28 protein-coding genes are annotated in these 26,559 nt (G+C 69.9%); 22 read left to right on the forward strand and 6 right to left on the reverse strand.

Annotated elements, in window-relative coordinates; genetic code table 11:
* Nucleotides 1–65: 65 nt before the first annotated feature.
* Nucleotides 66–959 (reverse strand): A/G-specific adenine glycosylase, encoded by an 894-nt coding sequence (locus QQZ11_RS06790; RefSeq protein WP_284549464.1) that lies wholly within the window; start codon nucleotides 957–959, stop codon nucleotides 66–68.
* Nucleotides 960–1,036: 77 nt separating this feature from the next.
* Here QQZ11_RS06790 and QQZ11_RS06795 point away from each other — a divergent pair, with 77 nt between their 5' ends.
* Complete coding sequence (locus QQZ11_RS06795; RefSeq protein WP_284549466.1) at nucleotides 1,037–1,789, forward strand: hypothetical protein; 753 nt, start codon at nucleotides 1,037–1,039, stop codon at nucleotides 1,787–1,789.
* Nucleotides 1,790–1,794: 5 nt separating this feature from the next.
* On the opposite strand, the gene disA is transcribed toward QQZ11_RS06795, so the two are convergent.
* The 3 genes from disA to QQZ11_RS06810 form a co-directional block, all read right to left on the reverse strand.
* The gene (gene disA, locus QQZ11_RS06800) at nucleotides 1,795–2,853 is read right to left on the reverse strand and encodes a DNA integrity scanning diadenylate cyclase DisA (RefSeq protein WP_284549468.1); all 1,059 of its coding nucleotides are present in this window, start codon (nucleotides 2,851–2,853) and stop codon (nucleotides 1,795–1,797) included.
* Entirely contained in the window at nucleotides 2,846–4,294 is a 1,449-nt protein-coding gene (gene radA / locus QQZ11_RS06805; protein ID WP_284549470.1) for a DNA repair protein RadA, read from the reverse strand. The genes disA and radA overlap by 8 nt, the downstream gene beginning before the upstream one ends.
* Before the next feature lie 64 nt (nucleotides 4,295–4,358).
* Entirely contained in the window at nucleotides 4,359–4,997 is a 639-nt protein-coding gene (locus QQZ11_RS06810; protein ID WP_284549471.1) for a VOC family protein, read from the reverse strand.
* 121 nt (nucleotides 4,998–5,118) lie between these two features.
* Here QQZ11_RS06810 and QQZ11_RS06815 point away from each other — a divergent pair, with 121 nt between their 5' ends.
* From QQZ11_RS06815 to QQZ11_RS06830, 4 genes are all read left to right on the forward strand, one after another.
* Entirely contained in the window at nucleotides 5,119–6,060 is a 942-nt protein-coding gene (locus QQZ11_RS06815; protein ID WP_284549473.1) for a sugar phosphate isomerase/epimerase family protein, read from the forward strand.
* Between the two features lie 90 nt (nucleotides 6,061–6,150).
* Nucleotides 6,151–7,056, forward strand: a complete 906-nt coding sequence (locus QQZ11_RS06820; protein WP_284549475.1) for a proline dehydrogenase family protein — start codon at nucleotides 6,151–6,153, stop codon at nucleotides 7,054–7,056.
* A gap of 5 nt (nucleotides 7,057–7,061) precedes the next feature.
* On the forward strand, nucleotides 7,062–7,856 hold the full coding sequence (locus QQZ11_RS06825) for a CPBP family intramembrane glutamic endopeptidase (protein ID WP_284549477.1): 795 nt from the start codon (nucleotides 7,062–7,064) through the stop codon (nucleotides 7,854–7,856).
* A gap of 90 nt (nucleotides 7,857–7,946) precedes the next feature.
* The gene (locus tag QQZ11_RS06830; RefSeq protein ID WP_284549478.1) at nucleotides 7,947–8,849 is read left to right on the forward strand and encodes a glucose 1-dehydrogenase; all 903 of its coding nucleotides are present in this window, start codon (nucleotides 7,947–7,949) and stop codon (nucleotides 8,847–8,849) included.
* Between the two features lie 18 nt (nucleotides 8,850–8,867).
* Here QQZ11_RS06830 and QQZ11_RS06835 read toward each other — a convergent pair whose 3' ends face one another.
* On the reverse strand, nucleotides 8,868–9,365 hold the full coding sequence (locus QQZ11_RS06835) for an O-acetyl-ADP-ribose deacetylase (RefSeq protein ID WP_284549480.1): 498 nt from the start codon (nucleotides 9,363–9,365) through the stop codon (nucleotides 8,868–8,870).
* A 341-nt stretch (nucleotides 9,366–9,706) separates the two neighbouring features.
* Between QQZ11_RS06835 and QQZ11_RS06840 the strand changes: the two genes are divergently transcribed.
* From QQZ11_RS06840 to proC, 3 genes are all read left to right on the forward strand, one after another.
* Nucleotides 9,707–10,195 carry a hypothetical protein gene (locus QQZ11_RS06840; protein ID WP_284549482.1) on the forward strand — a complete coding sequence of 163 codons (489 nt, stop codon included), beginning with the start codon at nucleotides 9,707–9,709 and terminating at the stop codon, nucleotides 10,193–10,195.
* 69 nt (nucleotides 10,196–10,264) lie between these two features.
* Entirely contained in the window at nucleotides 10,265–11,287 is a 1,023-nt protein-coding gene (locus QQZ11_RS06845) for an aspartate-semialdehyde dehydrogenase (protein WP_284549484.1), read from the forward strand.
* Entirely contained in the window at nucleotides 11,284–12,132 is an 849-nt protein-coding gene (gene proC, locus QQZ11_RS06850; protein WP_284549485.1) for a pyrroline-5-carboxylate reductase, read from the forward strand. Before QQZ11_RS06845 ends, proC begins: the two co-directional genes overlap by 4 nt.
* 303 nt (nucleotides 12,133–12,435) lie before the next feature.
* On the opposite strand, the gene QQZ11_RS06855 is transcribed toward proC, so the two are convergent.
* Nucleotides 12,436–13,032, reverse strand: coding sequence for a DUF1707 SHOCT-like domain-containing protein (locus QQZ11_RS06855; protein WP_284549487.1), 597 nt, complete (start codon nucleotides 13,030–13,032; stop codon nucleotides 12,436–12,438).
* Nucleotides 13,033–13,181: 149 nt separating this feature from the next.
* On the opposite strand from QQZ11_RS06855, the gene QQZ11_RS06860 reads away from it, so the two are divergent.
* From QQZ11_RS06860 to QQZ11_RS06925, 14 genes are all read left to right on the forward strand, one after another.
* Nucleotides 13,182–13,283 carry a 30S ribosomal protein bS22 gene (locus QQZ11_RS06860; RefSeq protein ID WP_002550589.1) on the forward strand — a complete coding sequence of 34 codons (102 nt, stop codon included), beginning with the start codon at nucleotides 13,182–13,184 and terminating at the stop codon, nucleotides 13,281–13,283.
* 21 nt (nucleotides 13,284–13,304) lie between these two features.
* Nucleotides 13,305–13,757 carry a glutaredoxin family protein gene (locus QQZ11_RS06865; protein ID WP_284549488.1) on the forward strand — a complete coding sequence of 151 codons (453 nt, stop codon included), beginning with the start codon at nucleotides 13,305–13,307 and terminating at the stop codon, nucleotides 13,755–13,757.
* Nucleotides 13,754–15,121 carry a glutamyl-tRNA reductase gene (hemA, locus tag QQZ11_RS06870; protein WP_284549490.1) on the forward strand — a complete coding sequence of 456 codons (1,368 nt, stop codon included), beginning with the start codon at nucleotides 13,754–13,756 and terminating at the stop codon, nucleotides 15,119–15,121. Before QQZ11_RS06865 ends, hemA begins: the two co-directional genes overlap by 4 nt.
* Entirely contained in the window at nucleotides 15,118–16,128 is a 1,011-nt protein-coding gene (gene hemC, locus QQZ11_RS06875) for a hydroxymethylbilane synthase (RefSeq protein ID WP_022911140.1), read from the forward strand. Before hemA ends, hemC begins: the two co-directional genes overlap by 4 nt.
* A 10-nt stretch (nucleotides 16,129–16,138) precedes the next feature.
* Entirely contained in the window at nucleotides 16,139–17,713 is a 1,575-nt protein-coding gene (locus tag QQZ11_RS06880; RefSeq protein WP_284549492.1) for a uroporphyrinogen-III synthase, read from the forward strand.
* Between the two features lie 43 nt (nucleotides 17,714–17,756).
* A complete protein-coding gene (hemB, locus tag QQZ11_RS06885; RefSeq protein ID WP_284549493.1) occupies nucleotides 17,757–18,782 on the forward strand; it encodes a porphobilinogen synthase in 1,026 nt (341 codons plus the stop codon).
* 17 nt (nucleotides 18,783–18,799) lie between these two features.
* Nucleotides 18,800–20,176 (forward strand): glutamate-1-semialdehyde 2,1-aminomutase, encoded by a 1,377-nt coding sequence (gene hemL, locus QQZ11_RS06890; RefSeq protein WP_284549494.1) that lies wholly within the window; start codon nucleotides 18,800–18,802, stop codon nucleotides 20,174–20,176.
* Complete coding sequence (locus QQZ11_RS06895) at nucleotides 20,173–20,844, forward strand: histidine phosphatase family protein (RefSeq protein ID WP_446698818.1); 672 nt, start codon at nucleotides 20,173–20,175, stop codon at nucleotides 20,842–20,844. Before hemL ends, QQZ11_RS06895 begins: the two co-directional genes overlap by 4 nt.
* A 2-nt stretch (nucleotides 20,845–20,846) precedes the next feature.
* Complete coding sequence (locus QQZ11_RS06900; protein WP_284549498.1) at nucleotides 20,847–21,458, forward strand: TlpA family protein disulfide reductase; 612 nt, start codon at nucleotides 20,847–20,849, stop codon at nucleotides 21,456–21,458.
* Between the two features lie 47 nt (nucleotides 21,459–21,505).
* Nucleotides 21,506–22,231: a cytochrome c biogenesis CcdA family protein gene (locus QQZ11_RS06905; RefSeq protein WP_446698839.1), complete on the forward strand. Its 726-nt coding sequence runs from the start codon at nucleotides 21,506–21,508 to the stop codon at nucleotides 22,229–22,231.
* Nucleotides 22,231–23,817, forward strand: a complete 1,587-nt coding sequence (gene resB / locus QQZ11_RS06910) for a cytochrome c biogenesis protein ResB (protein WP_284549500.1) — start codon at nucleotides 22,231–22,233, stop codon at nucleotides 23,815–23,817. Before QQZ11_RS06905 ends, resB begins: the two co-directional genes overlap by 1 nt.
* Nucleotides 23,814–24,854: a c-type cytochrome biogenesis protein CcsB gene (gene ccsB / locus QQZ11_RS06915; RefSeq protein ID WP_022911132.1), complete on the forward strand. Its 1,041-nt coding sequence runs from the start codon at nucleotides 23,814–23,816 to the stop codon at nucleotides 24,852–24,854. Before resB ends, ccsB begins: the two co-directional genes overlap by 4 nt.
* A gap of 109 nt (nucleotides 24,855–24,963) precedes the next feature.
* Entirely contained in the window at nucleotides 24,964–25,509 is a 546-nt protein-coding gene (locus QQZ11_RS06920; protein WP_245558931.1) for an RNA polymerase sigma factor, read from the forward strand.
* Nucleotides 25,509–26,555, forward strand: coding sequence for a GerMN domain-containing protein (locus tag QQZ11_RS06925; RefSeq protein ID WP_284549501.1), 1,047 nt, complete (start codon nucleotides 25,509–25,511; stop codon nucleotides 26,553–26,555). Before QQZ11_RS06920 ends, QQZ11_RS06925 begins: the two co-directional genes overlap by 1 nt.
* Nucleotides 26,556–26,559: the final 4 nt, after the last annotated feature.

Below are 26,559 nucleotides of genomic sequence, written 5' to 3' on the forward strand. Positions count from 1 at the left end.
GTCACGCGGGCGACACCTGGGGGTCAGGTTCGGCACCGCCCCCGCATCTCAGACGCCAGGACCGATCACAGGGTCCAACCGTCGACGCTCCGTCGGGCCAACCCGTCGGCCGACAGCGAGTCCAGGCAGCGCTGGGCCTGGTCGGCATCGCGCGTCCACAGGGCCAGCAGCTCGTCGGTGCCGAGCGGACGAGGACTCTCGCGCAGTTCGGCCAGCATCACCCCACGGCACTGCCGATCGGTGCCGTGCCAGGCCTGGCCGCGGCGCGGTTTGCCCTGGTGGGCTGGCCGGCCCGCCAGGAACCAGCGGCAGGACGAACTCACGGGGCAGCGATCGCAGGCGGGGGCCTTCGCGGTGCAGACCAGCGCTCCCAGTTCCATCGCCGCGACGGCCCAGGTGGACGCGACCCGCGGATCGTCCGGGGTCCAGGCGGCCGCGAGGTCGCGTTCGGCACGGGTGAGGTGGTCGGCGGGGAACTCCACCCCGCCGGCAACCCGCGCCAACACCCGGCGCACGTTGGTGTCGAGCACCACGGCGCGCCGTCCGAACGCGAACGAGGCCACCGCGGCGGCGGTGTACTCGCCGACACCGGGGAGCGTGCGCAGGGTGGCCAGGTCTGAGGGAACACGTCCGTCGTGGTCGGTGGCGATGGCGGTGGCAGCCGCGTGCAGCCGCAGAGCTCGGCGGGGGTAGCCGAGTCGTCCCCAGGCCGCCACGGCCGATGAACTGGGGTCCGAGGCCAGGTCGGCGGGTTCGGGCCATCGGGCCATCCACTCCAGCCAGACCGGCAGGACCCGCACGACCGGCGTCTGCTGCAGCATCACCTCGCTGACCAGCACGCCCCACGGGGTGCGCTCGGCGCTCCGCCACGGCAGGTCGCGCCGGTGCTCGGTGTACCAATGCAGCACGATGTCGACCACGAGATCGGGGTCGGCGGGCTGTGGTGGGGGCTCGTCCATCGTGAAAAGCCTAGTCGGCTGGCTGCCGCTCGGCGTGTACTGACACCTCGCACGGGTCGGCTGCCTAGCATGCGGTCATGAACCCATGGCTTCACCCCCAAGGGCCGGAGTCGTCGCGGACCTACTGGCTCCGACGTGGCCTCGCCGTGGTGGTTGCCCTGGTGGTGCTGGCGTTGGCCGTCCGTGTGGTCGACGTCATCGCCGGACGAGGGGACTCCTCGGCCACGATCCGGGCCAACGCGCCTGTCTCCTCCGCCACGACCGCGAGCCGGTCAGCGACCCGCACGTCCGCCACGGCTTCGGGTGCGGAGCCCACCACCAGCGCCGCGAGTGTCAGCCCCGCTGCCGCCCGCAGTTCCACACCCGGGCCCGCCGGCACCTCCGCCAGCCCCAGTGCGAAGCCGACCCCCAGGCCCACGCCGACCAAGCCCACCCCGACCAGACCGACCTGTTCCGTCGACGACCTGCGGATCGCACTGGCCGGAGCACGCCAGGTGAAGTCGGGTGCCACGACCACCTACCGCATCCGGGTGGTCAACACCTCGGAAGCCGACTGCGCGATCCCCCTGGCCGGACAGCCGATCACGCTGGCCATCTCCTCGGGCACCGACAACATCTGGACGACCGCTGACTGTGCGACCTGGGGCCCGCACGGCACCCTGCGCATCAAGGCCGGTGCCGAGCGGGTCTTCCCGATCACGTGGACGACGCAGCGGTCCGGTTCGGGATGCTCACTGGTCAAGCAGCAGTTGCGTGGCGGCACCTACTGGGCGAAGGCCACCTTCGGCAGCCAGAGCGCCAGCTACCGGACGGTGCTCTACCTGGGCTGAACCGGTCAGCCCCGGCGGGAGTCCTGCAGGGCGTGTTCCGCGATCCTGAGCACACCCTCGCGGATGAGTCTGGCCCGTTGGTCGCCGATGCCGTCGACCTCGAGCAGATCGGGGATGGTGGCACCGATGATGGCCTGCAGCGAGCCGAAGTGCTCGACGACGCGGTGCACCACGGACTGGGGCAGTCGTGGGATCGCCTGCACTTGGCGGTACCCGCGGGGGGTGATGCCGGTGTCGAGTTGGTCGGCGCTGAAACCGAACACTCGCGCCACCTCCAGCACGTCGAACAGTCCGTCGGTGTGCAGCGCTCCCAGCCCCGCCCACCCGAACGGGGCGTCGCTCTCGGCTGGCCGATAGTCCTCGGCGAGGGCATCGGCCAACTCGTCCAGACCCTGGTTCTGTTCGCGAACCTGCAGTTCGAGCAGGCGTCCCTCGATACCCAGGGCGGTCACGTACCCCGACAGTTCGGTTCCCAGCCGCCGCAGCATGGCGAGTCGTTGGGCCACCAGGGTGACGTCGCGCACGGTCACCTGGTCAGCGACCTCGAGGGAGGTCAGTTGGGCGGTCAGTTCGTTGAGCCGCTGACGGTACGAGGCATGGGCCGCCAAAGCCTGCGAGGCGCGGCTGATGATCTGCTCGGGCCGTTCGACCGGGTGCCGCTGGCCGTCCATGAACAGGGCGATCGTCGACATCGATGCCGACACCGTCACCACCGGGACGCCGGTCTGTTGTGCCATCCGGTCGGCCGAGCGGTGCCGGGTGCCGGTCTCTGCCGTGGGCAGGGATCCCTCGGGCACGAAGTGCACCCCGGCCCGGACGATGCGGTCGAGATCGGTCGACATGATGATGCCGCCGTCGAGCTTCGACAGTTCCCGCAGCGCCTGGGGAGTGAAGTCGACGTCGATCTCGAACCCGCCCGACGATGCGTTCAGCACGCTCCGACTGTTGCCCAGCACGATCAGGGCACCGGTTCGCCCGTGCAGGATGCGTTCCAACCCGTCACGCATCGCGCTGCCCGGTGCCAGGAGGGCCTGGTACTTGCGCAGGCGGGTGTCGTCAGCCACGGCGACCACTGTAGTCGGACGAATCCGAACCGCTGCGGCGAAGGTCGAGCACCCCCAAGGCGTCGGCCAGGGTGGCGCACTCGACCACCTTGAGCCCGTGCATGCGCGGGATCTTCTGGGACGAATCGCGGGAATTGGCCGGGACGATCGCCAGTTCGAACCCCAACCGGGCTGCCTCGCCGACGCGGCGTTCCAGCCCCGGCACCCGACGCAGGTCGCCGGCGAGACCGATCTCGCCCAGGGCCACCACCCGTTGCGGGAAGTTCCGGTCGACCGCCGCAGAGGCCACCGCGATCGCCACCGCCAGGTCGACCGAAGGGTCGCCGACCCGGGCCCCGCCCACGGTGGACACGTAGACGTCGTGCTGGGAGAGGGGCACCCTGGCCTTGCGTTCGAGCACCGCCAGGATCATCGCCACCCGCGAGGACTCGATGCCCGAGGTCGTCCGGCGCGGTGAGGTCTGGTAGGGGGAGGGCGCCACCAGCGCCTGCACCTCGGCGAGCAGCGGTCGTCGGCCCTCGACGGTGACCGTGACGCAGGTGCCCGGGACAGGCTCGGTGTGGTGGCTGGTGAACAGCCCAGAGGGGTCGGTGACCTCGTTGATGCCAGTCTCGGACATCTCGAAGCAGCCCACCTCGTCGGCAGGTCCGTAGCGGTTCTTGGTGGCCCGCACCATCCGGAAGCCGGAGTGCCGGTCGCCCTCGAAGGCCAGCACCACGTCGACCAGGTGCTCGAGCAGTCGGGGGCCGGCGATGCTCCCGTCCTTGGTGACGTGACCGATGATCACGACCGCCATCCCCCGCCGTTTGGCGACCCGCACCAGGGCACCGGTCACCTCACGGACCTGGGTGATGCCGCCGGGGGAACCGTCGGCCTCGGCCGTGCCGATGGTCTGCACCGAGTCGACCACCAGCAGGCTGGGTTCCACCTCTTCGATGTGACCCAGCACGGTGCCCAGGTCGGTCTCGGCCGCTAGGTAGAGATCGTCGGCCAGGGCGTCGGTGCGGGTGGCCCGCAACCGCACCTGGGCGGCTGACTCCTCGCCCGTCACATAGAGGGTGGGACGACCGGCCCGACCATCGCCTGCCGTGGCTGCTTCGCCGCGGGCCCACTTCGCGGCCACCTCCAGCAGCAGGGTGGACTTGCCCACCCCGGGCTCGCCGGCGAGCAGGACGACGACTCCCGGCACCAACCCGCCGCCGAGCACCCGGTCGAGTTCACCGATGCCGGTCAGTTGCCGGTCGGCCTGGCCGGCGGGCACCTGGGAGATCCGGATGGCCTTGGTCGAAGGCACGCTGCTGGTGACCTGTTGCAGTTTCGGGGCGCCACGCTCGGCCACCGAACCCCAGGCCTGGCACTCGCCGCATCGACCCACCCAGCGCACGCTCGTCCAGCCGCACTCGGTGCACTGGAACGCGTCCTGGGTCTTCGCCTTGGCCATGCCGATGACTGTAGGGGAGGGCGCCGACAATTCAGCGTCGGTGGCGGGACGGCGACCGCGAACCTCAGATGCGGACGACTCCCTTGCCGGGCACCTCGAAGGTCACCGACTGGATACCGGGCTGGCCGTTCTCACTGGTGAAGTTCAGGCCCACACCGTCCAGATCGGAGCCGAGTTCCTCGCCGATCCACTCGTCGACTCGATCCTTGGAGCCGGCGAGTTCCAGACCCCGCAGCGCGATGTCGCCCTGCAGGGCGCTCGGCAACAGGTCGGGCGTCGACTGCCACTTCAGGAAGTAGGGCAGCTGCGGGTCTGCCATCAGGCCCTTGATGCCGATCTGCTCCCACTCGAGCAGGCGACCGTCGGGGAAGTGACGCGATCCGGGCACGGCCTTGCGGTCGAGGCGTTGTTCGTAGGGTGCGAGGTCGTCAACGCTGATGACCCAGCCGAGCCAGCCACCCCCCATCTCGGAGCGGGCGCGCACGGCCTGGCCGAAGACGGCCTTCTCGCTGGCCGGGTGGTCGAGCACCTCGACCACCTCGAGGTAGCGCCCGTCGGTCAACGGCAGGATGTGGTTGCGGGTGCCGAAACGGGGATGGAAGCCACCGTCCTTGAACTTCTCGCCCAGCAGCTCACTGAGCTGTTCGACGCGGGCATGCAGCCCCTCGGGTCCGCAGGCAAAGATCAAGTGGTCGACGTGCATGGGTTCATCATGGACCGACCTGCCGACAAACGTGAAACCGGCCCCCTCCAAGCGGTCCAGCGGTGGCGCAGCCGCGGGGATTCGGGTCCGCCGTTGTCGCGCGGGGAGTAGCGTGGCACGGGTGAATGGCACTCCAGCAAGCCAGTCCAAGGTGGTGTTGTCCACCACATCCGTCTATCCCGACGGCGTCGAAGCGGGCTTCGAGGTCGCCGCTGCACTCGGTTTCGACGGCATCGAACTGATGGTCGGCATCGACCCGCTCGCCGCTGACGTCGACGCCGTCGAGCGGCTGCGTGACACCCACCAAGTACCCGTCACCTCGGTGCATGCTCCATGCCTGCTGGTGACCCAGAAGACCTGGGGGCGTGACCCCTGGGCGAAACTGCAGCGCTCCGGCGAGGCCGCGGAGCGGCTGGGGGCGACCACGGTCGTCGTCCACCCACCCTTCAGGTGGCAGAAGACCTACGCCACCGGCTTCGTGAAGGGCATCGCCCGGCTGAACCACGAGTTCCCCGGGGTCACCTTCGCGGTCGAGAACATGTACCCGTGGCGCTCGTTCGCACGTCCGTTCCAGGCCTACCTGCCGGCCTACGATCCCAGCGAGCTGCCCTACAACCACCTGGTGCTCGACTGCTCCCACGCCTCGACGGCGCAGATGCGCTCGCGCGACCTGGCCGCCCAGTGGGGCGACCGGTTGCACCATGTGCACCTGACCGACGGCGTCGGCTCCATCAAGGACGACCACCTCTTCCCCGGGGAGGGAACCCAGGAATCCCTGGAACTCCTGGACGACCTGCGGCTGGCCGGGTTCACCGGTGACATCGTGCTCGAGGTCAACTCGCGACGCTCCGGTGGCCGGGCGGGACGAGAGGCCAGGCTCGGCGACTCCTTGATCGCGATGCGGGAGCGCCTGGGCGAGCCGGTGTCGGAGACCACCGAGACGGAGACGCGCCACGCGCACGAGGAGGAGCAGACGGCTCCGCACGACCTGGTGGCAGGTGACCTGCCGTTCACCGATGGGCCCCACTTCGACCTCAGCCGCTCCGGTGGCGTGAAACACTGACGACCGACGCCGAGACGGACCGGGCGACGACCCGGGGGTGGGCGTCCCCGCTTGTGAGGGAGAGCAATGCTGCGACGAAGCCTGCTGCGCATGGCCAACGACCCGAGGGTGCGCTCACGTGTCGAGTCCGCCCCGGGAACCGATGAGTTGGTGTCCAGGTTCGTGGCCGGACGGACCGCTCCCGAGGTGGTCGCCGTGGCCGACGACCTGACCAGCAAGGGTCTGCAGGTGACCTTCGACCGGTTGGGCGAGAACGCGACCGACGAGGACGAGGCAGCCGAGTGCACCCAGGGCTATCTCGACCTGCTGGCCTTGGTGGCGCAGGAGCCATGGGCCGACCAGGTCGACGTCTCGGTCAAGTTGTCGGCCGTGGGGCTGCAGCTGGGGCGCGCCGGTGAGCACCTGGCCCACGACTTCACCCGCCGCATCTGTGAGGCCGCTGACGCCGTCGGGGCGACCGTGACGGTCGACATGGAGGACCACACCACCACCGATGCCACACTCGCCGTCGTCGAGCGACTGCGGCAGGACTTCCCCTCGACGGGTGCCGTGCTGCAGGCCTACCTCCGGCGCACCGAGTCCGACTGTCGAGCCCTGGCGACCGAAGGGTCGCGGGTACGACTGTGCAAGGGCGCCTACTCCGAGCCCGCCGGGGTCGCCCTGCAGTCGCGCCACGAGATCGACCTCTCCTATGCCAGGTGCCTCCGGGTACTGATGGAGGGTCCCGGACATCCGATGATCGCCACCCATGACCCGCGGCTGGTCGAGATCGGGATGGCGCTGGCCCGCAAACTCGACCGTGACCCGGGGTCGTTCGAGTTCCAGATGTTGTTCGGGGTGCGCCCGATCGAGCAGCGCAGACTGGTCGACATCGGTCACCAGTGCCGGGTCTACCTGCCCTACGGCACGGACTGGTACGGCTACTTCACCCGCCGGGTGGCCGAGAAGCCCGCCACGGTGTCGTTGTTCGCACGCCAGTTGATCGGACGGCGCTGACCACCGTGACCGGTGTCCCGGTCCTCGAGGTTCTGGCCACCGAGCGGCGCCGACGGACCCTGCTGGTCGAGACCGCGATCGTGCTCGCCATCTCGCTGGGGCAGTCGGCGGTCTACTCGGTGCTCAGCATCATCGAGCGCCTCACCCGGGCGGTGCCGCTGGCACAGCAGACCTCCCAGCTCAACACCTCGGCCACCCCTGATCGTCCGTGGTTGGACCTCGCCTACCAACTGGCCAATGTCGGCTTCGGCATCGTGCCCGCGTTGTTGGCCGTCCACCTGCTGGCCAGCAGGTTCGTCCCCCGAGGCGGCGTCGCCGCGGCGCTGGGTACCTCTCCGAGGAGAGTCGGACGGGACCTCGTGTGGGGAGTGGGTGTGGCCGCTGGCATCGGAATCCCGGGGCTCGGCCTCTACCTGGGTGCACGCGCCCTGGGGATCAACACCACCGTGCAGGCGGCCAACCTGGGCGAGAACTGGTGGACGGTGCCGGTGCTGGTACTGGCCGCCGCGATGAACGGGGTGCTCGAGGAAGTCGTCATGATCGGCTACCTGGTGACCCGGTGGCTGCAGGCCGGCTGGCGCACGTGGGTGGTGGTGGCCTGCTCTGCCCTGATCCGAGGGGCCTACCACCTCTACCAGGGCTTCGGCGGATTCGTCGGCAACCTGGTGATGGGGCTGATCTTCGGGGTCTTCTTCGTCAAGGTCAGGCGCATCTGGCCGCTGGTCATCGCGCACACCCTGCTCGACGTCGCCAGTTTCGTGGGCTACTCCTTCCTCGCCGGACGAGTCAGCTGGCTGTGATTGCGCCCATTGGGGGGTGTGCCCGGGTGGTTCGCGTGCCTAGGGTGGAGGAGAAGAACAGCCGGACCACCCCACTTCGAGGAGACCACCGTGCCTGATCAGCCCACCACCCCCGACCTTCCCGACCCGCGTACCCAGTACCACTCGGGTGAATTCCCCGAGCAGACCCATGAATGGCCGGGATTCGACCACAAACTGGACCCCAAGGCGGACCACGGTGAGTCCACCTACCGCGGCAGTGGCAGGTTGCTGGGGCGCAAGGCCTTGATCACGGGTGCCGACTCCGGGATCGGACGAGCAGTCGCCATCGCCTTCGCCCGCGAGGGTGCAGACGTGGCCCTCAACTACGTCGCCTCGGAGCAGGACGATGCCGAGGAGGTGGCTGCCCTGATCGAGCAGACCGGACACAAGGCCGTGCTGCTGCCGGCCGACATCAGCTTCGAGGAGCCAGCGCGTGGACTCGTCCGCGATGCGGTCAGCGCCTTGGGCGGTCTCGACATCCTGGTCAACAACGCCGGCTACCAGCAGTCCTGCGAGGACCTCTCCGAGCTGACCAGCGACCAGTTCGACAAGACGCTGCGCACCAATGTCTATGCCATGTTCTGGATCACCCAGGAGGCCCTCCCGCACCTGTCGGAAGGCGCCTCCATCATCAACACCACCTCGATCCAGGCCTATGACCCCAGCCCTCATCTGCTCGACTACGCGACCACCAAGGCGGCGATCAACAATTTCACCAAGGGCCTGGCCGCCCAATTGGCACCCAAGGGAATTCGGGTGAATGCCGTTGCCCCCGGGCCGATCTGGACGCCGCTGCAGGTCTCGGGCGGGCAGCCGCCGCAAGCAGTGCCGAAGTTCGGCCAGAAGACTCCTCTGGGCAGGGCCGGGCAACCCGCCGAACTGGCACCCGCCTACGTCTACCTGGCCTCGGCCGAGTCGAGCTACGTCGTCGGTTCGACCCTGCACGTCAACGGGGGAGAGACCAGCCCCTGACCGGCGATCGGGTGGGCGTCACGCCAGGTGGCGCTCCACCCCGGCCAGGGTGTCCCGGTCACGGGCGACGATGAGGGCCCGCTCCACCTTGGCCGGGGTCGACGAGATGGTCTCCACGGCAACGGCGATGGCATCGTCCAGGGGCCACCCGTAGATCCCGGCGCTGACCAGGGGGAAGGCGATGGAGCGCGCACCCAGTTCGTCGGCCACCTCGAGGCATCGCCGGTAGCAGGATTCCAACAGCGTGCGGTCGGTCTCCCCGGCCGCGTGGTTGGGGCCGACGGTGTGGATCACCCATCGGGCGGGCATGCGTCCAGCGCCCGTGGCCCCCGCGTCACCGGTGGCGAGGCCGTGGGGGAACTGCTCGATGCACTCCGCCAGGATGGACGGCCCGCCTGCGCGATGGATGGCTCCGTCGACGCCCCCTCCGCCACGCATGGCTCGGTTGGCGGCATTGACGATCGCGTCGGTGGTCTGGGTGGTGATGTCGCCGAGGACTGCGCTGAGCTGCACCATGGATCCAGTCTGCACCTCCTCGGCGGCTGGGTGGGCCAGTGGCCTCCGGTTGGTCGGGTGGGGAACGAAGGGGCCGTGTCGAAAATCCATGGCCGAACCAAAGCCGACCGAAATGCTCCCCGCACATCAATTCCAGCGAAGAATTCAACATTTGTGGTCAATCGGTCTATTGCTGACCCGCCATCGTGCGTAACATTCCTGCTGTCACCATTCAATGATGAATGGTGCACGATCAGAGCCTGCGGAATGCGCACGATGGGGGAATGTCAATGTCACAACAGAATGGGCCCGTCTGGGGTCCTCAGAATCCTGCACCCGCCTGGGTTGCCCCGCCCGTTCCGGTGAAGCGTCCCGGGCACTGGTACACGTCGAGGGTCGCCGTCGCAGTGGCCGCCGGCGTGGTGGGGCTGGCGGTGGGTGCCTCCGCCGGCGGGGGCGGTTCCTCGTCCGGGGTTGCGGCTGCCGGGCCCACGACGACCGCCACCACCACGGTGACCGCGACGAAGGCCGTGACCCAGCCGGGTGCGCCCGGTGCCACCGTCACGGCCACCGCGACCGTTGAGACGACCAGAACCGTCAAGACCACCGTGACGGCGAAACCTGCACCGCCAGCCGCTGCCATCGAGGAGGACGGGATCTACGAGATCGGGGTGGACCTCCAGGCCGGCACCTACCGGGGGACCGGCTCGACCTGCTACTGGGCCAGGTTGAGCAATGCGAGCGGCGATCTCGAGGCGATCGTGGCCAATGGCAACGGCCCCGCGATCGTGACGATCGCGAAGAGCGACAAGTACTTCGAGTCGCGTCGGTGCACGTGGACGAGGAGGTGAGCCGCCGCTGACCGACCCAGCCCGCGGGACCGGCGGGGCGGTCGGGTGGCCCGCCCGTAGAATCACCCCATGCGAGTTGGAGTCTTCGGAGCCACCGGCCAGGTCGGTGGAGTCATGCGAACCCTGTTGTTGGAGCGCCAGTTCCCGCTGGACGAGGTGCGGTTCTTCGCCTCTGCCCGCTCGGCGGGCACGGTCATCGAGTTCGGTGACAAGCAGGTGACCGTCGAGGACGCCGCCACCGCGGACTTCGCCGGTCTCGACATCGCCCTATTCTCGGCGGGCAAGGGAACCTCCCTCGAACTGGCGCCCAAGGTTGCGGCCGCGGGGGCCGTCGTGGTCGACAACTCGTCCGCGTGGCGGATGGACCCCGAGGTGCCGCTGGTGGTCAGCGAGGTGAACCCTGAGGACATCTCCCAGCGTCCCAAGGGGATCATCGCGAACCCCAACTGCACCACCATGGCCGCGATGCCGGTGCTTCGTCCGCTGCACGACAAGGCCGGACTCACCCGGCTGGTGGTCGCCACCTACCAGGCCGTCTCGGGTTCGGGTGTGAAGGGAGTCGACGCGCTGGCCCGCCAGATCGCGAACACCCCCCATCCCGAGCGACTGTCCCACGACGGAACGGTCTTCGCCGACGGCGACACCTCCCCCTACGTGAAGCCCATCGCCCACAACGTGGTGCCGCTGGCAGGGGCGCTGGTCGACGACGGTTCGGAGGAGACCGACGAGGAGCAGAAGCTCCGCAACGAGTCACGCAAGATCCTGCACGTGCCGAACCTGGCGGTCGCCGGCACCTGTGTGCGGGTGCCCGTGTTCTCGGGACACAGCCTCGCCATCCACGCCGAGTTCTCCGAGCCGATCACCCCGGACGAGGCCCGGGCCCTGCTGGCGGATGCCCCCGGGGTCGAACTCAGCGACGTCCCCACCCCCCGCCAGGCCGCCGGCGCCGATCCCAGCTTCGTGGGACGCATCCGGGTCGACCAGTCGGTGCCCGACGGCAAGGGGCTCGTGCTGTTCGTCTCGAACGACAACCTGCGCAAGGGCGCGGCCCTGAACGCCATCCAGATCGCCGAGTTGGTGGCCCGCTCGTGACCTCCTCGGACGAGGTGACCTCGGCCCGTCCGCAGCGTCTGGCCATCCTGGGCGTCGGTGTGATGGGCGAGACGATCCTCTCCGGGCTCATCGACGCAGGTTGGGACCGTTCCACCATCGTCGGCACGGATCGCCGCGCCGCCCGACGGTCGGAACTGTCATCCCGCTACGGCATCGTCTGCCTCGAGAACACCGAGGCGGTGAGGGGCGCCGACACCGTCGTCCTCGTCGTCAAGCCGCAGGACCTGCCGGAGTTGCTGCTCGAGATCCGTCCGGTGCTGGCCCCCGATGCGTTGGTGATCACGGTCGCTGCCGGGGTGACCACCGACCTGGTCGAGTCGAAGCTGCCCGAGGGCGCGCCGGTCGTCCGCGTGATGCCGAACACCCCGGCCATGGTCGGCGAGGGGATGGCCGCCATCTCGGGTGGGGTGCACGCCTCGGCCGAGCACGTCGGTCGCGCTGTCGACCTGATGCGGGCAGTCGGCAAGGCGATCGTCGTCCCCGAGAAGTACCAGGACGCCGTCACCGCCATCTCGGGATCGGGCCCGGCCTACCTGTTCTTCGTGGTGGAGGCCATGATCGAGGCCGGTGTGCACCTCGGCCTGCCGCGCGACGTCTCGACCGAACTCGTGGTGCAGACCATGCTCGGGTCGGCAACACTGCTGCGGGACTCGGGCACCCACCCGACAGTGCTGCGCGAGCAGGTGACCTCTCCCGGTGGGACGACCGCCGCGGCCATCCGCGAACTCGAGGACCACAAGGTGCGCGCCGCGTTCATGACCGCCATGGAGGCCGCCCGCAACCGCAGTCAGGCCCTCGCCGAGAACCTCCGCGACGAGCACTGAGGGCGACGGCCGGGCGCCCCGTGCCGCACGATCCCCCGCGCCTGGCCGCCCCCTTGCCCTCGTTCCTCAGCAGTTGCCCTCGTTCCGCACCAGTTGCCCTCGTTCCGCACCAGTTGCCCTCGTTCCGCACCAGTTGCCCCGGTTGGGAGCAGTTGCCCCTGGACAGGGATAGGGCAGGTGCGCGGAAGGCGGGCAGCTTGTCCCGAAGTCGGGCAGGTGTCCCGAAGTGGGGCAGGTGCGCCGAAGCCGGGCAGATTCGACCACGCCCCGAAGGCGAGCCCACCCGAGGGCTCGCTCCCTGTCTCAGCGGCGTCCCAGCTCGCGACGGCGCTGGCGCCGTCTGGCCCGCAGGCTCCGTCGGCGAGCGCGGTGGTGCTCCCGGTTGACCTGGTCCTGCTCGGTGTCGGTGGCACCGCGCACCATCAGCAACACCGCCACCGGGATGGCCATGGCCAGGGCCACCCAGACGGGCCAGAAGTAGAGGTGCACCCAGTTCGACCCCAGGTTGAGCGCGACCAACGCCCAGATCGCCACGTTGATCCCGACCACGCCGGCGCCCACCATCGCCACCACGTCCACCGCCACGTCGAGCCCTCGACGCCGCCCGGTCGCCTGCGGCTCCGCGAACACCGGTTCGGACGACCTCGTCGGTGGGCCCGACGAGACCATCGTCAGGTCGCCGACCAGGGGCATCAGCTCGCCGAAGGTGCTCGCGACACTGGCCTGGTCGAGGCGCTGCAGGTACTCCTCGTGGTTCAGCTGGCCGTCCGCGTAACCACTGGCCAGCACCTCGCGGGCGACGTCACGATCACGGTCGGCCAGCCGCATCTGCGGGGCCTGGCGGGGATCGATCCGGAACTGTGTCCAGACGGGGTGGTGAGGGAGGTCGGGAAGGCTCACGGGGTTCAGTCTGCCGCATGGTGTCGATTTCCCCGCAGCGGAGTCGTGCGGGTACAGTGACGTGTCTGCGCCGGGCCGTGTCCCGGTGTGTCCGGACCCTGTCGCTGCTGCGACGGGATCCGCCCCAACATTTCATTGAAAGGCCTGACGTGGGTTCTGTCATCAAGAAGCGTCGCAAGCGCATGGCGAAGAAGAAGCACCGCAAGCTGCTGAAGAAGACGCGCATCCAGCGTCGTCGCGCCGGCAAGTGATCGACGCCGGGGGCGACGGCTGTGGGTTGGTGGCGCCGACTCCTCGGCGCTGACGGCTCCCGCGAAGCTGGCCCCGCGCCCACCTCGGTGGGTGCGGGTTCTGGCGTTCCCGGGGCTCTCTCGTCAACCCCCGACCGGATCCACCAGGATCCACCCACCACCGGGGCGCTCGCCCATGAGGCGCCCCTGCCCGCCCCCGTGCTGGCCGCCAGCCGCGACCATCGCGTCGTCCTGCTGACACGGGAGGGCTGCCACCTGTGCGATGAGGCCGAACAGGTCGTCCGGCAGGTGGTCACCGACTTGGGTGTCGGCCATGCCCGAGTCACCATCGATGACGACCGCGAAACCCGCGATCGTTTCACCACCGAGGTACCCGTGGTGATCGTCGACGGCCGCATCATCGCCCGCTGGAGGCTCGCCCCAGGTGATCTGACCAGCGCCTTGGTGCACCGTGCTGAGGAGGAGCAACAGTGAACCTGTTGACACTGTCGATCTCGCACCGCACCGCCCCCATCTCGACCGTCGAGCAGGTCGCGCTCGACGGCCGCGCCGCCGACCTGGTGCAGGCCCGCCTGCTGACCAACCCCGGGATCAGCGAGGCCCTGGTGCTGTCGACGTGCAACCGGACCGAGGTGCACCTGATCAGTGACCGCTTCCACACCGGCCTCGACGCCATCGCCGACGCCCTGGGCTCCCAGACCGGCCTCGACCGGGAATCGCTCGGCGAGATCTGCGACGTCGCCTGGGACGAGGCGGCGGTGCACCACGTCTTCAACCTGGTCGCGGGACTGGAATCACTCGTGGTCGGGGAGAGCCAGGTCATCGGACAGGTACGCGAGGCGCTGCTGCGGGGCCAACGCCGCCACGCGGTCGGCCGCGAACTCAACTCGCTTTTCCAGAACGCCCTGCGGGTGGGCAAGCGGGTGCAGTCCGAGACCGCGATCGGTCACGCCGGACGATCCGTGTTCACCGCGGCCCTCGACCTGGCGCAGGCACAGGGCATCTCGCTCGACCGCCGGCGCACGCTGGTGATCGGCGCCGGCCAGATGGCGGGGCTCACCGCCCGGGGGATGCATGCCCGGGGCGCGGACCTGGTCTGCATCAACCGCACCCGGCAGAAGGCCGACCGGCTGGCCGGCGAGGTCGGGGGACGCGCGGCGAACCTGTCCGACCTGCCGGAGTTGTTGGGCTGGGCCGAGGTCGTCATCACCTGCACCGGGGCCGCCCACAGCCTGATCGATCCCCGCCTGTTGGCCGGGCTCGAGCATCGTCCCGACGTGATCATCGACCTCGCACTGCCAGCCGATGTCGACGACGCGGTGGCCGAGCACACCACCCTGGTGAACCTCACCACCCTGGCAGCAGCCTCGGAGGGCGATCACAGCCACGACACCGAGGTGGCCGCCGCCCGCGCCCTGGTGGCCGAGGAGGTCGCCGACCAGTTGCGCGCCGACCGGTCCAAGGCGGTCACTCCGGCCGTCGTCGCCTTGCGGGCCATGGCCGACCAGGTGGTCGAGGCCGAACGGGCCAGACTCGTGCGGCGCAGCCAGTCGGCTGGGCAACCGCTGTCGGAGCGCCAACTCGACGAGGTCTCGCAGGCCCTGCAGCGGGTGGCCGAGAAGCTGGTGCACGCACCTTCCGTCGAGGCCCGCCAGCTGGCCGGCACCGATGTGGCCACCGACTACGCCGACATGTTGCGCCGCCTCTTCCGGCTCGACCTCGACGAGGTGGCCGACCCCGCCGCCGCCGCCCCCGAGCACTGTGACACCCATGCGGCGCTGATCGTGGCCTCACCGCGACTGGGCCTCACCGACCCGATCGCGGAGCAGCTGTCATGATCCACCTGGGTGCCCGTCGTTCCCCGCTGGCCGTGGTGCAGGCCGAGTACATCGCCGGGCTGCTGCGCGGCCGAGGACACGAGGTCACCCTCGTCGGCATCACCTCGGAGGGCGACACCGACCGCCGAGCCCTCACCGAGATCGGTGGCACGGGAGTGTTCGCCGCCGCCGTGCGTGCCCGGCTGCTGGACGGCTCCATCGACCTGGCGGTGCACTCGCTGAAGGACCTACCGGTGGCCCCCCACCCCGGCCTGGTGGTGGCCGCCACCCCGACCCGTGAACGGGTCAACGACGTGCTGGTGGGTCGTCCGATCGACGAGTGGGACGACGCCACCGTCGTCGGCACCGGGTCACCCCGTCGGCAGGCCCAACTGGCCGCCCTGGCGGCCGACCGGGGAATCGCCCCGACCTTCGTGTCGGTGCGCGGCAATGTCGACACCCGACTCAACCTCGTCACCGTCGACGACGACCACGCACCGGCGACGGGGCAGCCGGCCGTGCATGCGACCGTCCTGGCGCGGGCTGGTCTGGCCCGGTTGGGCAAGGTGCCGGCCGAAGGCCCGCTGCCCGCCGACCTGGGCACCACGTCGGGAGCCACGGTGCGGCTGACCGAACTCGGCCTCGACCAGGTGCTGCCGGCCCCGGGGCAGGGCGCCCTGGGGGTGGAGTGTCGCGAGTCGGACGAACGGATCCGCCGGCTGCTCGCCGATCTCGACGACCCTGCCACGCGGGCGGCGGTCACCGCCGAACGCGAGTTCCTCGCCACGCTGGAGGCAGGTTGTCTGGCGCCGGTGGGGGCGTGGGCGCACGTCGATGGCGAAGAACTCGAGCTGCAGGTCTGCGTGGCCGACAACGGAGGCCTCGTCCGACTGCAGGGACGGGCACCCTGGCGCGACTCGACCCGGCATCGTCACCTCGGTCAGGACTTGGCCGAAACGGTGTTGTCGCGGTTGGATGGGTCTCGTCCGGGGGTACTCGAAGGCCCCTCACAGGACTCACGGAGGTGAGGTGATGGGCATGCATCGCGGACGAATCGCCTTCGTCGGCGCCGGGCCCGGGGTGCCCGCGTTGCTGACGCTGGCTGCCGTGGAGGTGTTGCAGCGAGCCGACACGGTGCTCCTCGCCCACGAGGAACAGCGTGAACTGCTGCGCGACCTCGATCTCGGGGACGCCTCCGTCACCCTGATGGCCGAGGGATCAACCCTGCTCGACCACGTGGTGGACGACGGCTTGGTGGCCGTGATGGTCGACGGGGACCCCCTGATGGACGCCCGGGCCACCGCGCTGGCCCGCGAGTGCACCAAGGCCGGCTACGACATCGACGTCATCCCCGGGATCCCCCGCAAGACGGCGATGGCGGAGTTCGCCGGTGTCTCGCTCTCCGATGCCCAGGTCCAGCTGATCACGCTGCACGACCAGGTCGACGAGGACTCCCACTGGGCCCCCGAGGGAACCCTCGTGGTGATCGGTGCCGCTTCCCACATGCCCGAGGTGGAGCGCATCGCCCTCGCCTCCAGGCCCAGCGCCGACGAGCCAGCCCTCGTCACCGTGCGGGCAGGATCCACCTCGCAGACCAGCCGGGGCACGACGGTGGGCAGCATCGCCGCCACCGTGACGGCGCTCGCCGTCGCCGACGACACCACCGTGGTGGTGGTGATCGGACGATCGGCCGGCGGCCAGGAACGTGCCCAACTCGACTGGTTCGAGTCGAAGCCCTTGTTCGGCTGGAAGGTGCTCGTTCCCCGCACCCAGGACCAGGCCGGCCCGCTGGTACGTCGGCTGGCCACCTACGGCGCCGACACCCACCTGGTTCCCACCATCGCCGTCGAACCGCCGCGCACCCCCCAGCAGATGGACAAGGCGGTGCAGGGCATCGTCGAGGGCCGCTACCAGTGGATCGCGTTCACCTCGGCCAACGCCGTCCGAGCCCTGCGCGAGAAGGTCATCTCGTGGGGACTGGACGCCCGTGTCTTCTCCGGGCTGCGGTTGGCCGCCGTGGGTCCCGCCACGGCCGAGGCGCTGCTCCAGTGGGGGCTCAAGGCCGACCTGCTGCCCGTCGAGGACCAGTCAGCCGCCGGGCTCGCTGCGGAGTTCCCCGCGTTCGACGAACTCTTCGACCCGATCAACCGGGTGCTGGTGCCCAAGGCCGACATCGCCACCGACGCCCTCGCCCACGGTCTGGTCGACCTGGGCTGGGAGGTCGAGGACGTGGTCGCCTACCGCACCGTGCGGGCCGCCCCGCCGCCGCTGGACACCCGCGAGATGATCAAGACGGGACAGTTCGACGCCGTGGTCTTCACCTCGTCATCGACCGTCCGCAATTTGGTCGGCATCGCCGGCAAGCCGCACAATGCCAGCGTGATCGCCGTCATCGGCCCGCAGACCGCCGCCACCTGTCGCGAGCACGGACTGCGGGTGGACGTGCAGGCCGAGCACCCCAGTGCCATCGAGTTGGCCGACGCGCTGGCCCGGTTCGCCGAGGAGCGCCGTGACCAACTGGCTGCCAAGGGCAAGCCCAACGTCCGACCCTCCCTGAAGCCCCGCCGCGGGCGTCAACCCGCGGCCCTGCGGAGGCTCCAGGAGAATTCCTGACCCCCTTCCGCCCGACCGCACCCCACCGATTGGCCGTCCTCCTGTGCCCGCTGACCAGTTCACCGATCCCCACCAGTTCGCCCTCGAACTGGCCCATCGTCCGCGGCGCCTGCGCAGCAACCCGGTGGTGCGAGGCATGGTGCGCGAGCACCGGGTGCATCCGGGCCAGCTGATCCTCCCGGTCTTCGTCGCCGAGGGCATCACCGACGACCGGCCCATCACCTCGATGCCGGGAGTGGTGCAGCACACCCTCGACTCGCTCAAGGCCACCGCTCAGCGGGCGGCCGAGGCCGGCCTGGCCGGGGTGATGCTGTTCGGCGTGCCCGAGCACAAGGACGCCCGGGGCAGCGGGGCCGTGGACGAGAACGGCATCCTCACCCGCGCGATCCGGGCCGTCCGATCGGAGGTCGGCGACCAGACCCTGGTGATGACCGACGTCTGTCTCGACGAGTTCACCGACCACGGCCACTGCGGCGTTCTCGACCGCGCCGGGGTGGTCGACAACGACTCCACGGTGCAGATCTACGCGGCGATGGCGACCCTGCACGCCGAGGCCGGTGCCCACGTCGTCGCTCCCAGCGGCATGATGGACGGCCAGGTCGGCGCGATTCGGCAGGCCCTTGAGTCCAGCGGGCACACCGACACCATCATCCTCGCGTACGCGGCGAAGTTCGCCAGCGCCTTCTACGGGCCCTTCCGGGAGGCGGTCTCGTCGTCCCTGACCGGCGACCGGCTCACCTACCAGCAGGACCCCGCGAACACCCGGGAGGCCCTGCGCGAGGTCTTCGCCGACATCGCCGAGGGGGCCGACATGATCATGGTCAAGCCGGCCCTGCCCTACCTCGACGTGCTGGCCAGGGTGCGCGACTCCGTCGAGGTGCCGGTGGCCGCCTACAACGTGTCGGGGGAGTACGCCATGGTCGAGGCCGCCGCCCGGAACGGGTGGCTCGACCGTGGTCGCGCCATCGACGAGACCCTGCTGTCGATCGTTCGCGCCGGGGCGGACGCCGTGCTCAGCTACTGGGCGCTGGAGTGGGCCGAGCAGTACTGGCACCGCAACCACCGCTGACCCGAAGGGACACCACCATGATCGACTCCACCTCGGCCGAACTCTTCGCCCGTGCCCAGCGTGTCATCCCGGGCGGGGTGAACTCGCCTGTGCGGGCCTTCCGCTCCGTCGGTGGCACCCCGCGCTTCATGGCCTCCGCGAAGGGTGCCTACGTCACCGATGAGGACGGCAACCGCCTCGTCGACCTCGTCTGCTCCTGGGGGCCGATGCTGCTCGGCCACGCCCACCCCGAGGTCTTGGCCGCCGTCGGACGGGCCGCCGCGCACGGGACGAGCTTCGGCGCCCCCACCCGGGCGGAGGTGGAGTTGGGCGAACTGATCGTCGAGCGCACCCCCGTCGAACAGGTGCGCCTGGTGAACTCGGGCACCGAGGCCACCATGAGCGTGCTCCGGCTCGCCCGGGGCGTGACCGGCCGGGCCAAGATCATCAAGTTCGCCGGCTGCTACCACGGTCACGTCGACTCCCTGCTGGTGCAGGCGGGTTCGGGTCTGCTGACCCTGCGAGAGGCCGGCGACCAGACCGTGCCCTCGTCCCCCGGGGTCACCGAGGCCACGACCCACGACACCATCGTGGTCACCTACAACGACCGCGACGGGGTCGAGGCAGCGTTCGCGGCCCACCCGGGCCAGGTCGCCGCCGTGATCACCGAGGCGGCTCCCGGCAACACCGGCTGCCTGCCCCCGTCGACCGCTCCCGGACCCGATGGCAGCCCGGAGCCCTTCAACGCCTTCCTCGCCCGGGTCGCCCGCGCCAACGGTGCGCTGTTCATCTCCGACGAGGTGATGACCGGCTTCCGGGTGAGCAGCCAGGGCCAGTACGGCCTCGACCGCGTGGTGCCCGACCTGATGACCTTCGGCAAGGTGATGGGTGGCGGGTTCCCGGCCGCTGCCTTCGGGGGCCGAGCCGACGTGATGGCCCACCTCTCCCCGGTCGGTGGGGTCTACCAGGCGGGCACCCTGTCGGGCAATCCAGTGGCCTGCGCCGCCGGTGCGACCACCCTGCGGCTGGCCACCGACGAGGTCTACCAGCACCTCGACCGCACCGCCGACACCCTGCGTGCCGCTGCCTCACAGGCACTGACCGCGGCGGGGGTGCAGCACACCATCAACTCGGCCGGGTCGATGTTCTCGGTCTTCCTGTTCGACGGCGAGGTGGGCACCGAGCGGCCCGTCACCAACCACGTCGAGGCCGGCGAACAGTCGTCCGAGGCCTTCGCCGCGTTCTTCCACTCCATGCTCGACCAAGGGGTCTACCTGCCCCCCAGCGGCTACGAGTGCTGGTTCCTGAGCGCTGCTCATGACGATTCGGCGGTGGCACGTATCGTGGGGGCACTGCCGGCGGCCGCAGCCGCAGCCCGGCACGCCATCGACCAGAAGGGACGGCGACAGCAGTGAAGGTGGCTCCGCCCACGGACACACTGGTGCACCTGGTGCGCCACGGCGAGGTGTTCAACCCGACCGGTGTGTTGTACGGGCGCCTGCCCGATTTCCACCTCTCCGACAACGGACGAGCCATGGCCGACCGGCTCGGGGAGTGGTTCGCCGACGTCCCCCTGACCGCGCTGCGCTGTTCACCGCTGGAACGTGCCCGCGAGACGATCACCCCGATCGCGGCCGCCCACCCCGAACTCGAGGTGGTCGCGGAGCCCGGTGTGATCGAGGCCGTCAACGACTTCGAGGGGCAGGTCTTCGGCGCTGGCAACCAGGCACTGCGCAAGCCCGCCAACTGGTGGAAGCTGCGCAACCCGCTGCGTCCCAGCTGGGGTGAACCCTTCACCCACGTGCGCGACCGCATGGTCGAGGCGGTGGCCGAGGCCGCGGTCGCGGCCGGTGAGGGGGGACAGGCGGTCGTGGTCAGCCACCAGTTGCCGATCTGGATCGCACGACTCGACGCCGAGGGTCGCCGGCTGGTGCACGACCCCCGCAAGCGCCAGTGCAATGTCGCCTCGGTGACCACGCTGCACCTGCGCGAGGGGCGCGTCGTCCGGGTCTCGTACACCGAGCCCGCGGGCGACCTGGTCAAGGCCAAGGACCGCGGCAAGAGCTTCAGCTCGGGATCGTGACCATGGTCGAACCCCTCCGGGCGCCCCGGCCCGGTGCCGCGCGCTCGCTGTCGCGTCGAGGTCTGCTGACCGGTCTGGCCGCTGCCTCCTCGCTCGGTCTGGTGGCGTGCTCCTCGAATCCGTCGGCGAGCTCCGACACCGGCTTCGCGCAGGGCGACGGCAGCTTCACCCGGGTGGCGGTGGGCCAACGCAAGCAGTTGCCCGTGCTGTCGGGGCACGACCTCGACCAGTTGGCGCTCACCACACAGGGCCGCAAGGGTCGGGTCTTGGTGATCAACGTGTGGGGGTCGTGGTGCTCGCCCTGCCGGGCCGAGGCCGGTCACCTGCTCGAAGCGGCCAGGAAGACCGCCGACGTCGCCGACTTCATCGGCATCAACACCCGCGACCTCGACCGGGCGCCCGCGCAGAGCTTCGTCCGTTCGTTCGGGCTCACGTGGCCCAGCTTCTACGACCCCGACGGTGCGCTGTTGATGAAGCTGACCGATCTGCCCCCCAAGGCCATCCCCTCGACCCTGCTCGTCGACCCCAGCGGCGGAATTGCCGGACGAGTGCTCGGTCAGGTGTCCACCTCGACCCTGGTGACTGCCATCGGTGACCTGGTGGCGGGCAAGTGACGCCGCTCCAGGTGCTCGTTCCCCTGCAGGGGTGGATCGAGAGTTCCATCCAGGGTGGGCTGCTGCTCGCCCTGCCCGTCGCCCTGCTGGCCGGGGTGGTCAGCTTCTTCTCGCCGTGCTGCCTGCCCCTGCTGCCGGGCTACCTGTCGTACGCCACCGGTCTGGGCGTCAGTGAGATCTCGGCCGGACGAACCCCCCGCGGCCGGATGGTGGCGGGCACCGCCCTGTTCGTGCTCGGCTTCGCGGTCGTCTTCACGCTCACCGGGGCGACCGTCGGCGGCCTCGGCGGAACCCTGTTGGTGCACCAGCGCCTGATCTCGGTCATCGCCGGGGTCGTGATCATCGGGTTGGGTCTGTTGTTCGCCGGCTGGCTGCCGATCGGGCAGGGCACGATCAAACTGAGCCGCGCCCCCAAGGTGGGGGTCGCGATGGCCCCCGTGCTGGGACTGGTCTTCGCGATCGGGTGGACACCCTGCATCGGCCCGGCGCTGTCGGTGGTGCTCTCCTTGGCCTTCACGGAGGGCTCCGCCGGACGCGGTGCCCTGCTCGCCTTCGTCTACGCACTGGGGCTGGGCATCCCGTTCCTGCTGGCCGCCGTGGCCTTCAGCTCCTTCGGCCGGCTCGTCGGTTTCGTCCAGCGGCACCAACGGGTCTTCCAAGTCGGGGGAGCAGCGCTGATGGTGCTGGTCGGGATCGCCCTGGTGAGTGGGGTGTGGGACCGGGCCATGGCCGAACTACGGCAGGTCGTCGTCAACTGGGGGACACCGATCTGATGAGTGACCAAGCACCCGAGATCGGCTTCGTCGGCATGGCGCGCTGGTTGTGGACCCAGCTCACCAGCATGCGCACGGCCCTGGTGTTGCTGTTCCTGCTGGCCTTCGCCGCGATCCCCGGATCGCTGGTGCCGCAGTCGTCGACCTCGCCCTCGCGCGTCGCCCAGATCGCGCGTGACCAGCCGGGGCTCGACAAGGTCTACCGCTTCCTGGGCATGTACGACGTGTTCACCTCGGTGTGGTTCTCCGCCATCTACCTGCTGCTGTTCGTCAGCCTCGTCGGCTGCATCCTGCCGCGCGTCATGGTCTACGCCCGCGCCCTGCGCAACCCCCCTCCGGCGCTGCCCAGCCGACTCGACCGGCTGCCCGAGTGGGGACGCGGGGAGCTGACCGGCGTCGAGGCGAACGAGGTCGTGGCCGCGGCCGAGGGGTGGCTGCGCCGCAAGCGTTTCCGCACGCGCAGGACCGACCTGCCCGACGGCACCGTCGGACTGAGCGCCGAGCGCGGCTACCTGCGCGAGTTCGGCAACCTGCTCTTCCACGTGAGCCTGGTGGTGGTGCTGGTCGGCGTCGCCTGGAACACCCTGTGGGGATCGAAGGGATCGGCCATCGTGGTCGAGGGACAAGGCTTCTCGAACAACATCACCCAGTACGACGAGTTCCACGCCGGGGCCGCCGTGAACACCGACCACCTGCCCCCCTTCTCGCTGGTGCTCAACCGGTTCACCGCCACCTTCGAGACCGGACCGGTGCAGACCGGGGCCGCCCGCGAGTTCCGCGCCGACGTCACCGTCACCGAGCAGTCGGCCAGCGGTGACGCCTCGAGCAGCAGACGCACCATCGAGGTGAACCACCCCCTGAACGTGCACGGCACCACGATCCACCTGATCAGCCATGGCTATGCGGCCAACGTCGAGGTGCGCGACGGCTCGGGCAACCTGGCGTTCGCGGGCCCGGTGGTGTTCCTGCCCCAGGATGGCAACTTCAAGTCGGCAGGAGTCATCAAGGCCCCTGACGCCCGGCCCGAGCGGCTCGCCTTCGAGGGCTGGTTGCTGCCGACCGCGACGGTCGACGCCGCCGGCCCGCGCTCACTGTTCCCCGACGCCCTGAACCCCGAACTCTTCCTCAACGCCTGGTCGGGCAAGCCGAAGCAGGAGACGGGTCGTCCCGAGAACGTCTACGTGCTCGACACCACCGGCCTCACCCAGATCAAGAACGGCAACGACCTGCTCCGGCTGCGGCTCAAGCCCGGCGACACCTACCAGCTGCCGGACAAGCAGGGTTCGATCACCTTCCGCGGCTACCAGCGCTGGACGAAGATGCAGTTCTCCCGCGCGCCGGGGCTGCCCTTGGTCTTCGGATCGCTCGCCCTGGGGGTGTTCGGCATCTGCCTCAGCCTGTTCGTCCGACCCCGTCGACTGTTCGTGAAGCTGCGCCGCGAAGCCGATACGGGCACACTGCTGGTGGAGGCGGCTGGTCTCGACCGCGCCGACTCCCGCCTGGGACTCTCCGACGACGTGGCCGACCTGTTGGTCGCCACCGGCGCCGACCCCGACAACCCGACCGATCAGGAGGCCACGCCATGACGTTGACCAACTACTCCGCGCTCGCGATCGTCACCTCCGCGGTGCTCTACCTGGTCGCCTTCCTCTGCCACGCGGCCGAGTGGGCCTTCCTGCGGGGGGTGCCCGTTGCCGGGAACGCCGACCAGGCCGACGACCACGACCCGGCCCGCCTGCGCGGTGACCAGGCCGGGCGGTTCGGTATCTCGTTGACGGTGCTGGCGGCTGCCGCACACCTGTTCGGGGTCGTCACGCGCGGGCTGGCGGCCGGTCGGGCGCCGTGGGGCAACATGTACGAGTTCGTGATCTCGGCGCTGGCCTTCGTGGTGATGGCCTTCCTGGTGGGGGTGTGGCGTTTCGGGCTGCGGTGGCTCGGCGGCCCCGTCACCCTGCTGCTGGCGATCGGGCAGGGCCTTGCCGCCACCGTCTTCTACGTGGCCGTGGCCCCGCTTGTACCCGCCCTGCACTCCATCTGGTTCGTGATCCACATCGTCGCCGCCTGCATCTCCGCGGCCGCTTTCAACGTCGGCGGACTGGCCTCCCTGGTCTACCTGCTCAAGTCGCGGGCCGTGAACCGGGCGACGCCCACCGCACCCGTCGTGAGCGACGAGGGCGGCGAGCCGGGGTCGTCGCTCCCGGCCTCGCACACCGAGGTGGTGCCCACCGGTGGCACCACGGCGGTGCTCACCCGCAGCCGTCGTCGCCAGCGGACCGACCCGGTGCTCACCGGCTTCCTGGCCCGGGTCCCCTCCCTCGACAGGCTCGACACCCTCGCCTACCGGCTGCACGCGTTCGGCTTCCCCGTGTGGACCTTCACCGTCGCAGCCGGGTCGATCTGGGCCGAGTACGCCTGGGGGCGGTACTGGGGGTGGGACCCCAAGGAGACCTGGGCCCTGATCACCTGGGTGGTCTACGCCGGCTACCTGCACGCGCGGGCCACTGCCGGGTGGAAGGGCCGCAATGCGGCCATCATCGCCCTGGTGGGCATGGCCTCGTTCTGGTTCAACTTCATCGGCGTCAACCTGTTCATCAACGGGTTGCACTCGTACGCGGGGATCTGAGCGCGACCGACCGGTTGCACGAACCCCCCAACTGGAAAACTCCTCCCGATGACAACCGCAGCCGTGTCCCGGACGTTGCCGGGGTGTGACGATCCTGCTGGAACGACCGGTGACGACCACCGTGTGGACGAGGCGTCCGATGGATCGTGACACCACCGGCGAGGTCTGGCTGCGCGACCTCTACACCGCCCACTGGGCTGGCATGGTGCGCCTGGCCTCGTTGCTGCTCGGCTCGTCCGACCAGGCCGAGGAAGTGGTGCAGGACGGCCTGGTTGCGGTGCACCACCGGCGGGAACAGTTCGACTCGATGGAACACGCCGCCGCCTACCTGCGGATGACCGTGGTCAACCGCTGCCGGTCGGTGCACCGCCACCGGGCCGTGGTGAACCGGTATCGTCCCGACCCACGGGCCGGGGTCGAGACCCCCGAGGCAGCCCTCGACCGAGGCGAGACCCATGACGAGGTGATGATGGCTCTGCGAACGCTCCCCCAACGCCAGCGAGAGGTGTTGATCCTTCGCTTCTACTCCCAGGCCAGCGAGGCCGAGATCGCGGAGACCCTCGGCATCTCGAAGGGCGCCGTCAAGTCACACGCCCACCGCGGCATGCAGGCATTGCGCCAGTCCCTGGCGCCGGTCGTGAGGGAGGGGCGGTGATGGACGAACCGATGCCTCTGGGCGACTTGCCGGAGGACGAGTACACCCAACTGTTGCGCCAGGTGCTGCGGCGCGAGGGTGACAGGGTGCGCCCCTCGGACCGCTTCGCGGACCTGTGGGCGGTCGCCGAGGAGTCACGCATCGAGGACGAGCGCCCGCGTTCGGGAACCTTCCGCTGGCTGGCCGCCGTGGCCGTCGCCGCCGTGGCGGTCGGGGTGGCGCTGCCGCTGCTGGCGCCGGGGTTGCTGCCCAACCCGGCCGCGTCCAGCGCGACCTCACCCGCGTCCTCGCCGTCGATGACCTCGCAGGCCCCCACCGGCCCCCCGTCCATCCCCACCATCAACCGCGAGGTGGCCGTCTACTACGTCGACTCCCACGGCTCACTGGCCCGCGAGTTCCGTGACCTGCCGACCCAGACCGACCGGCTGACCACCGCCGTCGCCGCCGTGCTCAACGTGGCACCGCTCGATCCCAGCTACAGCTCGCGATGGTCGGGTGGACAGGTGAACTCGGCCCAGGTGGCGGGCAACCGGATCACGCTCGACCTGTCGAAGACAGCTTTCGGGTCGATGCAGACCAGGGCGCAGGTGCTGCAGGGCATCAACCAGGTGACCTACACCGCCACCGCCGCCGTCGGCGATCGCAATGGACAGAAGGTGGTGCGCATCCTGGTGGACGGTTCACCCAACCTGCCGCTGGTCGGTGCCCCCAGTACCGACTTCACCCGCTCCGGGGTCGAGCCGCTCACCGACGTCATCGTCGACTCCTTCGAGTACGGAGAGGCGATCACCTCGCCGGTGACGATCACCGGTCAGGTCAAGACGACGGCCCTGACCGGCACGGACGGACTGTCGTGGTCGATCGTCGCCAAGGGTGCCTCCGCGTCGGGATGGAAGGCGGTGACCTTCGGCAAACCCGCGGGTGGCTACACGCCGTTCACCATCCAGGGTCCCGACCTGGCGGCCGGATCGTACGCCCTGCACCTGGAGTACACCTCGCCCAAGGACGGCCAGTTGCAGGTCGTGAAACTGTTCCTGGTGCGCTGAGGTC

Origin of the sequence: Aestuariimicrobium sp. T2.26MG-19.2B, assembly GCF_950101875.1 — a bacterium.
GTDB classification, from domain to species: domain Bacteria; phylum Actinomycetota; class Actinomycetes; order Propionibacteriales; family Propionibacteriaceae; genus Aestuariimicrobium; species Aestuariimicrobium kwangyangense.

Bases quoted from the DNA above. Each gene is read 5' to 3' on its own strand.
- QQZ11_RS06790 (WP_284549464.1), bottom strand. From the start codon at position 959: ATGGACGAGCCCCCACCACAGCCCGCCGACCCCGATCTCGTGGTCGAC.
- QQZ11_RS06795 (WP_284549466.1), top strand. From the start codon at position 1,037: ATGAACCCATGGCTTCACCCCCAAGGGCCGGAGTCGTCGCGGACCTAC.
- radA (WP_284549470.1), bottom strand. From the start codon at position 4,294: ATGGCCAAGGCGAAGACCCAGGACGCGTTCCAGTGCACCGAGTGCGGC.
- QQZ11_RS06810 (WP_284549471.1), bottom strand. From the start codon at position 4,997: ATGCACGTCGACCACTTGATCTTTGCCTGCGGACCCGAGGGGCTGCAT.
- QQZ11_RS06820 (WP_284549475.1), top strand. From the start codon at position 6,151: ATGGCCAACGACCCGAGGGTGCGCTCACGTGTCGAGTCCGCCCCGGGA.
- QQZ11_RS06835 (WP_284549480.1), bottom strand. From the start codon at position 9,365: ATGGTGCAGCTCAGCGCAGTCCTCGGCGACATCACCACCCAGACCACC.
- QQZ11_RS06845 (WP_284549484.1), top strand. From the start codon at position 10,265: ATGCGAGTTGGAGTCTTCGGAGCCACCGGCCAGGTCGGTGGAGTCATG.
- hemC (WP_022911140.1), top strand. From the start codon at position 15,118: ATGATCCACCTGGGTGCCCGTCGTTCCCCGCTGGCCGTGGTGCAGGCC.
- QQZ11_RS06880 (WP_284549492.1), top strand. From the start codon at position 16,139: ATGCATCGCGGACGAATCGCCTTCGTCGGCGCCGGGCCCGGGGTGCCC.
- hemL (WP_284549494.1), top strand. From the start codon at position 18,800: ATGATCGACTCCACCTCGGCCGAACTCTTCGCCCGTGCCCAGCGTGTC.
- QQZ11_RS06900 (WP_284549498.1), top strand. From the start codon at position 20,847: ATGGTCGAACCCCTCCGGGCGCCCCGGCCCGGTGCCGCGCGCTCGCTG.
- resB (WP_284549500.1), top strand. From the start codon at position 22,231: ATGAGTGACCAAGCACCCGAGATCGGCTTCGTCGGCATGGCGCGCTGG.
- ccsB (WP_022911132.1), top strand. From the start codon at position 23,814: ATGACGTTGACCAACTACTCCGCGCTCGCGATCGTCACCTCCGCGGTG.
- QQZ11_RS06925 (WP_284549501.1), top strand. From the start codon at position 25,509: ATGGACGAACCGATGCCTCTGGGCGACTTGCCGGAGGACGAGTACACC.